Source organism: Marinobacter sp. L-80 (genome assembly GCF_056859395.1).
In genome coordinates, this window is the sequence record NZ_JBSXOI010000055.1 from 55,894 (window position 1) to 69,114 (window position 13,221).

Consider the following 13,221-nt stretch of genomic DNA (forward strand, 5'->3'; position numbering starts at 1 on the left):
CATATTGGTTGCGTCCTGCAAGTAAAGCACAGGCTTGCAGTCTGTGCCAAACATCCATAAAAAAGCCCCGCACTTGGCGGGGCTGAAGAGAAAAATCAGTTGAGGTGTCAGTTGCAGTTGTTGCAGATGGCGTAGGCTATGTAAACGCCAGCGGGTCCCATTGGTACACCTCCAGAGTTGTCGTAGAAGCGCGAGACCAGTACCAGCAACCGGTTGTCTGCAGAGGAATAACCGAACTGTTCACCATAGCCAACGTCCCCGCCAGAATACGTGTATTGAGGGGATTCCATTCTGATCAGCCCGGTCGGGCCGTCGACCTGATACGTCCAGGTGTTGGCGGGGAGGCCGGCAGATTGCCGGGTCACATCCAAAACGTCGGTGTTCAGACCAAAATTGGAATAGGCAAAGGTAAGGCCCCTTTGTGAGATTGCTGTGCCACTGGCGTCGAATTCCAGTGTTGCTCCTGGCAGGAAGATGTCCGTTTCAAAGTAGTTCTGCCCGGCAAAGTAGCCTTTCAGCATCAGGTCGTAGGACTTTCCGGCGAGGTCGGTGGCCTGGAAGTTCGGGTCCAGTTTTACACCGATGAGGAACGACGATTCTTCGGTCTGCACGGTATAGGGCGTGAATGGATTGGGAAGCCCCAGTGTCATTACGTCGCTGCCCTGCGACACAAATCCGCCGAGCTCGCCATTCAGCAGGTCCAGCGTGCCATCAGTTGTGAGCCCGAAAGCGCCAAGATCAACGTTGAGTGCGGTTTCTTCGTTCCTTGTATCAATGAAGATATCGCTATTCACCAGGGGTTTCAGGCCCTGGCCGACATTCAGCTGTACTTCGTCGGTCAGAGTGGCGTTGCCAGCCGCATCAACGCTGATGTTGAGGGCCCCTGCTCCGTACTCCATCTCGTTCGGTACGACTGCGTCGAAATCATCAACGATGTTGGAGATGCGCAAGGTGGCGAAGCCCCAGTCTCCGGCAAGCGAATCGACGGTCAGCGAGGGATCTGTCTTGCTGAGAACATGGGTATTCATGTCCCGGCCTTCGGTGAAACTTCCGTCGCTTTCCTCGTACTGGAAGCTATTCGCCTCAGTCGCAATAAACAGGCTGCGACCAGCGTCAAGCGCCCGGAAGTCGATCTCTGTTGCGCCGGTGACAATCTGGGAACCATCCTCGGGGTCAATCGTGGTGCTTTCGGGAACTGCTGCAAAAAGCCCCGTTTCGGTGAAGGTCAAATCAAAGCCGTTGCTCTGACCAAAGCACTCACTGACGGAATCGAACAGTGCGTCCCGACCGTCTTCGCTGGTTCCCGGTTCAATGAACAGATCGCCGACACAGAGATCTGCCCAGCTCAGCGTCCCTTTTCCATCGGAATTGTCCGCGATGCTGGCGCCGGTGTGGGCGTAATGCGCCTGAAATACTGTTGGCGGATTGTTTAATCGTGAACTTTCAATGCCAGCGGCAGAGCGTAGGTAGTGAAAGTCTCCTGTGACGGCAGGACCGGGCGCTATTTCCTCATCCGGGCTAACGTAGTTGACAGTGACAGTACCATCGCTCGGTGTCACGCCAGGCGCTATTTCGCTTAGCTGGAACGCTTCACCATCATCAATGATCAGGGCACCGTCGATGACGGTCGCATAGTCAAAGCCTTGCATCGGATCAGACAGGCCGTACTCTCCATTCTGGTCGATCGCCGGGCTTGCGTTAAGTAGAAGCGTTTCACCGTCATAGGTGAAGGTGCCGAACTCCAGCCCTGGCGAACCGGTTTCATCGGCAGGCTGAGTAGTGCCGAGGAAGTAAAAGTTGTCTGCCAGAGCGGTAAATATTGAGACGTTTGTGGGGTCAACGGTGTCCTGAATGATCCAGCTGCCGGTGACGCCTGTTTGGTTCAGTGATACGCGTGTAAACTCAGTTGTTTCAGACTGGCCAACTGTCGGATCATAGGCGGACAGAGTGTCTCCATCGACACGCAAAGCAAGACGCTCCACTCCGCTTTCAACCGATGTCAGTCCCCATTCGCCGTTGTCATCTCGAAGGATCTGAGAAACGGTCAGCTCACCCGTTTGGTTGTCCCACTGGTATTGACCGAATTCGATGCCCGTGCTGCCGGACGTATCCTCCTCCGGGCGGTAGGGCAGATCCAGCTCCTGGTGCATGTAATAACCGTTCTCGAGGAAAGTTATCTGGACCCATGGGGCATTATCCGTCCGATTGCCATTGCGTGCGACCCAGCTGCCGATCAGAGCGTCTTCTGCCATTGGCGCTGGCACCTGGCCGGGGAATGGATTTGAAAGCCTTGCAGAGACGAAGACACCGAATGGATCCCGGGCAATTAACCGGAGTTGATCTGTTTCGGCAGGTACATAGCTTTCAGGCAAAGTGCCGATAAAGCTGGTGGCATCGTTTGCCAGTGGGTTGCCAGTAAAGCCGCCGCCCTGGCCGCCTGAGGTCTGGCCGGTAAAATTATTGCGTACAGATACGGCGTCGTAGCCCGGAGGCAGAGTCCACTGGAAGCTGTATTCATCGGCTGCCAGATCTGCTGAAGCCGCGGTGATTTCCGGCGCGCCATTGCTGAAGTCGGGGCTGCCCCGACGGATGGTGAAGGTCGCTGTGGAATCGACAACCCCTTCGACCGGGTTGTTCCAGGCAAAGGTGACCTGATCGCCAGAGTTGATGGAGCCAGCAGTAAGGCTCTGGAAGGCGGCGAAACGGTTGTTCCCGGAATCTATGGGCAGCCCGCCGTTAAAGCTTTCCAGATCACCGGAAACGGTCACGCTGGAATCTGCGACTGCACCCAGGTTTGCTGAGGGGAAACCGGCATAAATAAGCGTTGCGATCTCTTCAATCGCCACGCTTTCAGCGCCATTTTCATATCGATGTGTAGGTTCAACAAAGACGAAGAATTCCAGCTGGTTACCCTGAAGCTTCCAGTCGCCGTTGTCATTGATGGCCTGCCATGGTCCCTGGGCCTGGCCAACGTTCAGCTTCGCCGTACCTTCGCCCAGGTCTGCCAGGGACCAGTTGCGAATGTCTGCCGCCAGTTCGCCGGCATCTTCAATAGCTGCAGCTGAACCGGACAGGCGAGCCGTCAGGCCACTGATGGTCTCGCCGTTGTTGACGAAGTTGCTGGTTAGGCTCTCCAGGGTTGTTTCATCCTGGCTCTCAAGGGCGTCAGCAAATGAGTTGGCCAGGGTGTTGAGTGCCTGCAATGTGGTTACACCGTCATTGATCTCTGTTTCGTTCACTTCCAGCGTGGTTTCTTCGCTTTCCGGCTGAACAAAACTGTTGGTTATGGTCTGGGTTGGATTTACCCGGTTGGTAATGGTCGCAGTATTCGTTTCCGGATCGACCTGTACCTCGATCACATCGAGAGCCGCGTCGAACCCCGAACGGTTGGCGGTAAAGGGTGAGTTGCGCAGATCAAAATCGTCTTCAACGCCGAGGGCATCAAGCAGGGGCTTCAAGCGCGTCTTCAGTGCGTCTTCCTGAGTCTCGATAGCGGCTTGTTGGATCAGGTCGAAGTCCGGGTTGTTGAAAAACTCCTGAGGGTTTCGGCCCACAGCGTTACCAACAATCAGGTCTGTTAGTGGTGTAATGTTTGCTGTGCCATTCAAATCATCGGCAAACGCCACGGAAAGCATCTGGTAGGCGTTACCGCCTGCAATACCGCTGGCATAGAGCAGAACCGGTGTGGTCAGTTCGGAGAGGTCCAGCTCGAAGCTGCCATCGGCATTGATGGATGCTGTTGCCGTATTGTCTGCGGCGTCTCGGGCGCCCACAACACCCGATACAGGTGCCCCGGCCGCTGCGGTGCCGGAGATGGTTGCAGAATCATCGGTGGAAGGTGTAGTTCCGGAGCCGGAGCTGCTGCCGCCTCCGCAACCACTGATAATGAGTGCTGCTGCCATGGTGCACAGCAACAGCCATAAACGAAGCGAGTGTTGCCTGATCATTTGGTGTTTCCTCATTCTTGGTTTTTATCGGTTTCCGACAAACCAAAGCTAGAAGAGCCACAAATGCCAGGCATCACCCATATGGTGTATGAGCCTTCAGCCGTTACCTTTCTTCATTTCTTCATACTCATCTTCAAAGAAGAATTTCTCTTCTCCAAAGGCCGGTTCCAGCTCATGCAACCAGGTGGCCGTTTCGCTGTACTTTGCGAAGAACGGGCGCTGAACCCAATCGGGGTTGCGGCCCTGCAGGAAGCGCAGTACAAACACCTTCTCGCCGTTGATTTCGGTAATCCCCTGGATCTCCACCTTGCCGGGGCCGGCGCTCATGGAGGGGCCGCGGGCGGTTCGGGCCAGGCCGCTGACCTTCTTCATGGCTTCCCTATAGATGTGGAAAGCCTCGACCAGGGGCACTTCGAAGTAGTTCTTGGCGCCGGTGTCACGCTCTACAAACATGTAGTAGGGGATGATGCCCAGCTGTACTTCCTTCTTCCACAGCTTGGCCCAGGCGTCGGCATCGTCGTTGACGTGCTTGATCAGCGGGCCCTGGGCACGGATCTCGGCACCAGTGGCGCGAATACGGCGGATGGCCTCTTCGGCAATCTCGGTGGTGATTTCCTGCCAGTGGTTGTAGTGGGCCATGATGGCGACGTGCTTGCCGGCGTCGACCAGTTTCGCGAAAAGGTCGATCAGTTCATCGGCATCCTTGTCGGTCACGAAGCGGTAGGGCCAGAAAGTGAGGGCCTTGGTGCCGATGCGAATGGTCTGGATATGATCGAATTCCGGCTGTAGCAGCGGTTCCAGATACTGCACCAGGTTCTTGGTTTTCATCACCATGGGGTCGCCACCGGTGACCAGCAGGTCAGTGACCTCGGTGTGCTCCTGCAGGTAGCCATGAAGCTTTTCCGCTTCGGTGCTGGCCATTTTCAGGTCTTTGTCACCCACGAACTGCGCCCAGCGAAAACAGAAGGTGCAGTAGGAGTGGCAGGTCTGACCCTGGGCCGGGAAAAACAGCACTGTTTCGCGGTACTTGTGCTGAACGCCGTCCAGCACCTCACCGTCGAGCTCCGGCATGTTCATTTCCATCTGGCCTGCCGGGTGCGGGTTCAGTTCATCCCGGATTTCCTTGGCAACCGCCTGGATCTCTTTTTTGTCGGCACCTTCCCGGTGCATTGTTGCCATGCGCTCGTAATGCTCTTCTTTCAACATGCCTTTCTGGGGGAAGACAAGCTGATAGATCGGGTCGTTGGGAACCTTGTCCCAGTTGATCAGTTCATTGATCACATATTCGTTGACCCGGAACGGTAGCACGCTGGCTACCACCTTCATTTCAAACAGCGTCTCCTCAGGGAGATTCTGAATAACTTCAATCTTGTCGAGCTGGCGGTCTGTGTAGACCTTGAAACGCCGTTCCTCGAACTCGGTAGTGGGAATCCGGTTCGGAAAGGTGACGATGGAGTTCATAGATCGCCCTCTGTTGGTGCCAATGACGGAAAAAGTGGTCCGACCACTTTTCGGTGGTTAAAAATCAGGCAGGCGAGTATACATAAACGGGGGATTATTTTCAGGTCTAATTAAAAAGTTCCGGTAAATTAGATGGGTAGAAGAGTTGAAGGCTCAGAATATTCAACAAAAATCGCTAACGGCGGCGAATGTGTAGCGAATTGCGGCGAGGATATCGTTTAGCGTGGTAATCAATTTTCCGGTTGATAAGAATGCTACGACATTGGTCGCAGTCTGGTTGTCTGATGGTCCAAAAACGGTCATTCTTCCGTAAGTAACCGCAAAGAGCGCCCCTGAAATGGATTTGGATAGGGTGTAAATTGAATTTAGCGTTAAAAATGTAGTAAAAAGACGACAAAATGGGTTGGCTGATCCGCGCGCTTCATCGGCATACCGATCATTCGTGGGGCCAAAAGCCCGTAAATCGGGTGCGATCGGGCAGGAAAAGTGTGAAAGCTGTTCTATGCTTTGTACAGGTTCTGTGTACTGGGAGCCGGTACACCTGTCAGGCTGACATACCCACAACAAAACACTGCATTTCATCGCAGCTTATCGACACCGCAACGCGCCCGGCTGCTGATCGTGGCGGCGCTGCACTTTTTGATGCCAAGGGGAGGGTTTGATGTACCAGGACGATGATCCCATTGAAACCAGTGAATGGCTGGACGCGCTGGAATCTCTGATCGAGAACGAAGGCGTAGACCGGGCCAAATACATTCTTGAGAGGCTCTCTGAACGGGCGAGCCGTGACGGAACCGAACTGCCATATTCCATTACCACGCCATTCCGGAACAGTATTCCTGTGTCCCAGCAGGCGCCGATGCCCGGCGACCTCTTCATGGAGCGCCGTATTCGCTCCCTGATCCGCTGGAATGCCATGGCCATGGTTATGCGCGCCAACCAGCGTCCCGGAGATCTTGGCGGCCATGTCTCCTCGTTCTCGTCGGCTGCGACCCTCTACGATGTTGGCTTTAACTACTTCTTCCATGGTGGCGACGAAAAGCGCGAATCCGATCTGGTTTATTTCCAGGGGCACTCATCTCCGGGCATCTATGCACGTTCCTATCTTGAAGGCCGGTTCGATGAAAAAGATCTCGACAAGTACCGCGAAGAGGTAGATGGCACCGGCCTTTCGTCTTACCCGCACCCCTGGTTGATGCCGGATTACTGGCAGTTCCCCACGGTTTCCATGGGTCTGGGCCCGATTCAGGCCATTTATCAGGCCCACGTAATGAAGTACCTGGACAGCCGGGAGCTCATCGAGATGGGCGATCGCAAGGTCTGGTGCTTTGTCGGTGACGGCGAGTGTGACGAGCCGGAAACCCTGGGGTCTATCTCCATGGCCGGCCGGGAAAACCTCAGCAACCTGATCTTTGTGGTTAACTGCAACCTTCAGCGTCTGGACGGCCCAGTCCGTGGTAATGGCAAGATTATCCAGGAACTTGAGGGTGTCTTCCGCGGTGCCGGCTGGAACGTGTTGAAGGTCGTTTGGGGTCGCCACTGGGATCCCCTGTTCGAGAGGGACAAAGAAGGGAAGATGCAGCGCGTCATGGACGAGGTCTGTGACGGCGACCTTCAGAACTTCAAGAGTAATGGCCCGGCCTATACCCGTAAGAATTTCTTCGGCAAGTACCCCGAAACAGCCAAGCTCGTTGAGGACCTGTCGGATGAGGAGATCAACAAGCTCAACCGGGGTGGCCATGATCCTTACAAGATCTATGCAGCCTTCCATCATGCCATCAATAAGAACGGTGGGCGTCCGACCGTCATACTGGCTCATACCATCAAAGGCTATGGCTTTGGTGAGGCCGGCGAGGCGCAGAATACCGCCCACTCTCTGAAGAAGCTCGATATCGAGCAGCTCAAATCGTTCCGCGACCGCTTTGCAGTGCCGCTGAAGGATGAGGAGCTCAAGGACGTTCCCTACTACCGGCCAGCGCCGGATAGCCCGGAAATCGTCTACATGAAGAAGCGCCGGCAGGAATTGGGTGGTTTCTATCCCAAGCGCCGCAAGGATTGCCAGCCGCTGCAGATCCCTGATCTGGATATCTTCAAAGCGGTACTGGAAGGCTCCGGCGACCGGAAGATCTCCACCACGATGGCCTTCGTCCGTATCCTGACAGCCCTGACCAAGGACAAGCGTATCGGCAAGCGCGTGGTACCCATTGTGCCCGACGAAGCCCGTACCTTTGGTATGGAAGGTATGTTCCGTCAGCTCGGTATCTACACCGCCGAGGGGCAGAAGTACGTTCCGGAAGACCGTGATCAGATCATGTACTACCGGGAAGACAAGAAGGGCCAGATTCTCGAGGAAGGCATCAACGAAGACGGCTCGATGGCAGCGTGGATGGCGGCAGCGACCTCCTACAGCACCAACAACTTCCCGTTGATTCCGTTCTACATCTTCTATTCCATGTTCGGTTTCCAGCGAGTTGGCGATCTGGCGTGGGCATCCGGTGACATCCAGGCCCGTGGTTTCCTGATCGGCGGTACCGCCGGCCGGACCACCCTGAACGGCGAAGGCCTGCAGCACCAGGACGGCCACAGCCACGTGCTGGCCAACACCATTCCGAACTGTAAAGCCTACGATCCGGCTTATGGTTATGAAATGGCGGTCGTGCTCCGCAAGGGTATGAAGGAGATGTTCGAGGATAACCAGAACGTCTTCTACTACCTGACCATCGAAAACGAGAACTACGAACAGCCTGCCATGCCCAAGGATTGCGAAGACGGCATTATCAAGGGCATGTACAAGTTCGAGTCTGTTGAAACCAAGGGCAACAAGAAGACGCCTCGGGTTCAGTTGCTTGGTGCGGGCGCTATCCTCAACGAGGTGCGTGCTGCCGCCCAGATGCTGAAAGACGACTGGGGTGTTGCCTCCGATGTGTGGAGTGTTACCAGCTTCAACGAGCTCGCCCGTGAAGGCTTGCACGTAGAGCGCTGGAACCGCCTGCACCCGGATGACAAGCCGAAAAAGGCGTATGTTACCCAGTGCCTGGAGAAGCAGACCGGGCCAGTGGTTTCTTCCACCGATTACATCAAGCTGCACTCCGAGCAGCTCCGGGCGTTCATCCCGAAAACCTACCTGACCCTGGGCACAGACGGCTTTGGCCGCAGCGACACCCGGGAAAAGCTGCGCAGCTTCTTTGAAGTCGACCGTTACTACGTAACAGTCACGGCGCTGTCAGCTCTGGCCAAGGACGGTGAGGTGAAGAACGATGTGGTTCTCGAAGCCATGCGCAAGTACGGAATCGATCGCAACAAAACGAACCCGGTGCTGAGCTAAGGAGACCGCCATGAGTGAACAGGAAATCAAGGTTCCGGATCTCGGCGGTGCGGATGAGGTCGAGGTTATCGAAATCACCGTCAGCGCAGGGGATTCGGTTGAAGCAGAAGATCCGATCCTGACCGTAGAGTCAGACAAAGCCTCGGTGGAGCTGCCGTCGCCCGGTGCCGGCAAGATCACCAAGATCACCGTTAAGGTGGGCGACAAGGTCAAGGAAGGCGACGTCGTGGGGATGATGGAAGCCAGTGCCGATGGTGGTGGCTCTGACGATTCCGAGGAAGAGCCGGAAGGAAAAGCCGAGGAAAAGAGCGAAGCCGAGAAGCAGGAGAAATCCGAAGAGAGCAAGCCGGCGCCGAAGAAGGCTTCCGGGGGCTCACGCAAGGAGACCGTGAAGGTTCCTGCGCTGGATGGCTTCGATAATGTTCCGGTGATCGAAATCAATGTTGCCGAAGGCGATACCATCGAGGCTGACGATCCGCTGGTTACCGTGGAATCAGACAAGGCCACCATGGAGATTCCCTCGCCGTACTCGGGCAAGGTGGGCAAGATCCTGGTGTCCGAGGGTGACAAGCTCTCCGAGGGCCATGAGCTGCTGGAGATGACCGTTCAGGAAGAGGGCGGCGAATCGGAAGACGACTCCGAGCCGGCGTCTGAAGAACCGGCGAAGGAAGCGAAGTCGGAGCCCGAGTCCGAAGAGAAGCCAAAGCAGCAAGTAGAGTCTGCCCCTGAACCTCAGGGTGCAACCTATGAGCCGCCCACGCCTGGCGCGAAGGTCCATGCTGGCCCTGCTGTTCGCAAGCTGGCCCGTGAGCTGGGTGCCGATCTGGCCCGCATCAAGGGCTCTGGCCCGAAGAGCCGGATTATCAAGGACGATGTCCACGCCTATGTGAAGAGCCAGTTAAAGCAGGCTCAGCAGGGTAGCGGTGTTGCCACCGGCTCCGGTATCCCCGGGGTCAAGCTGCCAGACTTCAGCCAGTTTGGTGAAGTGAAGCGTGAGGCCATGTCGCGGATGATGTTCGCCACGGCCAACAACATGCAGCGCAGCTGGCTTAACGTGCCTCACGTCACCCAGTTCGAGGATGCGGACATCACCGATATGGAGGATTTCCGCAAGGCCCAGAAGGCAGCCGGCGAGAAGAAGGGCGTTAAGATGACGCCGCTTCCGTTCCTGCTGAAGGCCTGTGCCACGGCGCTGGCAGAACTGCCCCAGTTCAACGTGTCTCTGGACATGGAGCGCAAGGAGGTGGTTCGCAAGAAGTACATTCACATCGGGATTGCGGTGGATACGCCCAACGGGCTGATGGTGCCGGTTATCAAGGATGTGGACAAGAAGGGCTTGTGGGAGCTTGCTGCCGAGAGCGCCGAGCTTGCCCAGAAAGCCCGGGACAAGCAGTTGAAGCCGGCAGAGATGCAGGGTGCCTGTTTTACCATCACCAGTCTGGGTGGTATTGGCGGTACCGCGTTTACGCCGATTGTGAATACGCCTGAGGTGGCGATTCTTGGGGTGTCCAAGGCGGCGATGAAGCCGGTTTGGGATGGCAAGGAGTTCCAGCCCCGCCTGATGCTGCCGTTGTCTCTGTCTTATGATCACCGCGCGGTGAATGGGGCCGATGCAGCCCGGTTTACCACGGTGCTCAGTCAGCTTCTTGGGGACATTCGTACCCTTCTGTTGTGATATCAAGCTAGTTGTCACCCAGCCTGAGGGTTGGGTGGCGCGACAAAGGCCGGTGCGGCTTTTCAGAACACGCTACAAGCACATCCCTGTGCGCTTGTTTCGGGCCATCCCTGGCCCTCTACAGTTCTGAAAAGCCGCACCGGCCTTTGTCGTTCTGGCTCTTTCCTGATCGCTTTTTCGCACAAACAAAAACCCCGGCCGGAGCCGGGGTTTCTGCTGAGTTAACTAACTTCTAACGGAAGGATTAGAAGCTGTATTGTGCTACGTACATGAGACGATTTGCGTCGCCGTCGGCTCCGCCTTGGCTTTCAGTTTCCAGATTCTCGAACTGTACGCCCATGCTAACCTTATCAACCGGGCTCCACATATAGTTGATATACATGGACGTGTTCTGCTCAGTCGTGGTTGCTGCGTCTGCTCCGGCAAAGTTGCTACCCGCGCGATATACATACGCATTGGCGCCATCTGCATAGTTGATCGCACCCTGGATTGAGATCATATCGGTAATGGCAATTTTACCAGCCAGGAAACCGGCAAAACCGATGGCTGAATCATCGGCCGAACCTGTGTCGTAAGCTGTTTGCTTGGCCATGACGGCTGCTGCGTAAGAAAATCCACCCTGTGAATCTTCAAACTTTGCAGTCAGTGCAGGAGAGCTGGCGACGGTGCCTCTATCTTGGCCCGGTGTTGGCTCTAGCTGTTGCGTTCCGTCGGGTTGAAGTGTAAGAACCGGAGCTACGCCTACTACTCCGCCGTAGTCGATAGCATTCTCCAGTGAAACGGAGAGCGGGCCGTTCATGTAGGTGATTTGCTCGGTACGGTCTTGTGCACCAGCAGTACCCGGAACGCCATCGAAGTCCACGTTAGCAGTGTTGCCGACCCAGGAGTTACAGTTGGACCAGTACCGACCAATTCTGACATTGTTGTATTCGCCATAAGCGTGGCGCAGGCGCGGATCAAGGCTGGCGCTATTGCTGAAGTCGAATTCGACAACAACTTTGACCCCTTCCGGATTAACCACAGAAAGACCGACACGGCTGGTATTTGCGTCCATGCCAAAATGGCCGTCGGCTGTGTCAGCGTCGCCTTTTGTGATTTTGGCAAAGTTACCGGCGCGACCGCCGTTAGAAATTTCTTCGTCGATTTGTCAATCTCAGTTTGTTGCTTTGCATCGTTGTTGTCTCTACACATTTTTGTTGTTGGACCCAAAAACAAGGTAGTTACGAATTCGTGACAATTTAAATAAATTCATGCAGAAATTAGACGAATGTCTATAACAGCTTTTCGTTCATATACAGACATCTGCAGTTGCCAATGAGGCGTAAAGTTGTTCCATGACGTCCGAAAGTACAGTTATTGAGTCAGCCACCTTCGCGTTTCTTGATATTGAAACCACCGGCGGTAATTCAGCCCGGGACCGGATTACCGAGATTGGTATCCGGTTCTGGCAGGCCGGCGAGGTGGTGGGTGAGTGGCAGACGCTGCTGAATCCGGAAACGCGGATATCCCCGTTTATCGAGAACTTTACCGGCATTTCCAATGAAATGGTCGCCGATGCCCCGTTGTTTGAAGAGGTGGCGGATGAGCTGGAGGAGCAACTCAAGGGCAAGGTGTTTGTCGCTCACAATGCCCGCTTTGATTACGGTTTTATCAAATCCGAATTCCGCAGACTGGGGCGCCTGTTCTCAGCGAAGGTGTTGTGTACGGTAAAGCTTTCCCGGCGGCTGTATCCGGAATTCCGGCGGCATAACATGGACGCGCTGATTGCCCGCCATGGCCTTGCCCGGGTTCAGCGCCACCGGGCCATGGGCGATGTGTCCGCCATGCTGGCGTTCTTTGAGCATGCGCGTTCAGAAAAAGGCGACGGGACGTTCGATAAGGCTCTCCGAGAGCTGCTGCAACGGCCCAGTATTCCTTCCCATCTTCCGTCGGATACGCTTCAGGACCTGCCCCGGGGCCCTGGGGTATACCGGTTTTATGGCGAAAATGATGTGCTTTTATATGTGGGCAAGAGCACCAATATTGCCCAGCGGGTGGCCTCGCACTTTTCCGGCGATCATAACTCTGCCCGTGGTGTCAGGATGTCCGAGAGTCTGCGCCGTGTTGAGTGGACGGAAACTGCCGGCGAGCTTGGCGCGCTCTTGCTTGAGCTCAAGCAGATCAAGACCCTGAAGCCTCTGTTCAACCGTCGCTCCCGGGCGGCCAAGAATCTGGTGAGCATTGAGCTGTCGAAAAACGAGGCGGGGTATCTCCAGGCGCGCCTGGTTCGAGAGATCGAGCCCCACCGGTTGGGGGACTATTTCGGGTTGTTCCGAAGCAAGCGGGATGCCGAGCGGGCATTGAGCGGTATCGCGGCCAAGAATGAATTGTGCAACCGGCTGCTCGGCCTGGAGCCGGAGCACGAGGGTCCTTGTTTCCAGCGCGCACTGGGGCGCTGCAAGGGCGCCTGTGAGGAACTCGAGAATGTCGAGCGCTATAACCTCAGGGTGCAGATTGCCTTCCACGGCCTGCGACTGAAAACCTGGCCCTGGAAAGGGCCGGTCGGGATCGTTGAGCGGGATGGGCGGTCCGGGCGCACGGACATCCTGGTGGTTTATAACTGGATGCATGTCGCCACCCTGCATGAAGAGGAGGAGCTGGCGGATCTCTCACTCAGCGGCCAGGCAGTCACCTTTGACCTGGATTCCTACAAACTTCTGATCGGCGCCCTCATGGACAGAAAAAAGGGCGGGCACGAACAGCAGCGGGTGATCGAATTGCCTGCCATCGGGGAACCGGATGTTCTTATGCCGTGAGTGGCGTATTATGGTGCA

At 55.8% G+C, this 13,221-nt stretch carries 6 protein-coding genes; 3 read left to right on the top strand and 3 right to left on the bottom strand.

Going from position 1 to position 13,221, the window contains the following annotated elements; genetic code table 11:
* Nucleotides 1-107: 107 nt before the first annotated feature.
* Nucleotides 108-3,947 (bottom strand): hypothetical protein, encoded by a 3,840-nt coding sequence (locus AC13E3_RS07060; RefSeq protein WP_008169233.1) that lies wholly within the window; start codon nt 3,945-3,947, stop codon nt 108-110.
* A gap of 96 nt (nt 3,948-4,043) precedes the next feature.
* Entirely contained in the window at nt 4,044-5,408 is a 1,365-nt protein-coding gene (locus AC13E3_RS07065; protein WP_482901855.1) for a KamA family radical SAM protein, read from the bottom strand.
* Between the two features lie 661 nt (nt 5,409-6,069).
* On the opposite strand from AC13E3_RS07065, the gene aceE reads away from it, so the two are divergent.
* Both aceE and aceF read left to right on the top strand, forming a co-directional pair.
* Nucleotides 6,070-8,733: a pyruvate dehydrogenase (acetyl-transferring), homodimeric type gene (aceE, locus tag AC13E3_RS07070; RefSeq protein WP_014578275.1), complete on the top strand. Its 2,664-nt coding sequence runs from the start codon at nt 6,070-6,072 to the stop codon at nt 8,731-8,733.
* A 10-nt stretch (nt 8,734-8,743) separates the two neighbouring features.
* Entirely contained in the window at nt 8,744-10,408 is a 1,665-nt protein-coding gene (gene aceF, locus AC13E3_RS07075; protein WP_092033284.1) for a dihydrolipoyllysine-residue acetyltransferase, read from the top strand.
* Between the two features lie 244 nt (nt 10,409-10,652).
* Here aceF and AC13E3_RS07080 read toward each other — a convergent pair whose 3' ends face one another.
* The gene (locus AC13E3_RS07080) at nt 10,653-11,462 is read right to left on the bottom strand and encodes a porin (RefSeq protein ID WP_092033288.1); all 810 of its coding nucleotides are present in this window, start codon (nt 11,460-11,462) and stop codon (nt 10,653-10,655) included.
* Nucleotides 11,463-11,742: 280 nt separating this feature from the next.
* On the opposite strand from AC13E3_RS07080, the gene AC13E3_RS07085 reads away from it, so the two are divergent.
* Entirely contained in the window at nt 11,743-13,203 is a 1,461-nt protein-coding gene (locus tag AC13E3_RS07085) for an exonuclease domain-containing protein (RefSeq protein WP_482901856.1), read from the top strand.
* The last annotated feature ends 18 nt before the right edge of the window (nt 13,204-13,221 follow it).

What these genes read in the sequence shown, in the direction of transcription:
- AC13E3_RS07060 (WP_008169233.1), bottom strand. Translation starts at nt 3,947, where the DNA reads ATGATCAGGCAACACTCGCTTCGTTTATGGCTGTTGCTGTGCACCATG.
- AC13E3_RS07065 (WP_482901855.1), bottom strand. Translation starts at nt 5,408, where the DNA reads ATGAACTCCATCGTCACCTTTCCGAACCGGATTCCCACTACCGAGTTC.
- aceE (WP_014578275.1), top strand. Translation starts at nt 6,070, where the DNA reads ATGTACCAGGACGATGATCCCATTGAAACCAGTGAATGGCTGGACGCG.
- aceF (WP_092033284.1), top strand. Translation starts at nt 8,744, where the DNA reads ATGAGTGAACAGGAAATCAAGGTTCCGGATCTCGGCGGTGCGGATGAG.
- AC13E3_RS07080 (WP_092033288.1), bottom strand. Translation starts at nt 11,462, where the DNA reads ATGGACGCAAATACCAGCCGTGTCGGTCTTTCTGTGGTTAATCCGGAA.
- AC13E3_RS07085 (WP_482901856.1), top strand. Translation starts at nt 11,743, where the DNA reads ATGACGTCCGAAAGTACAGTTATTGAGTCAGCCACCTTCGCGTTTCTT.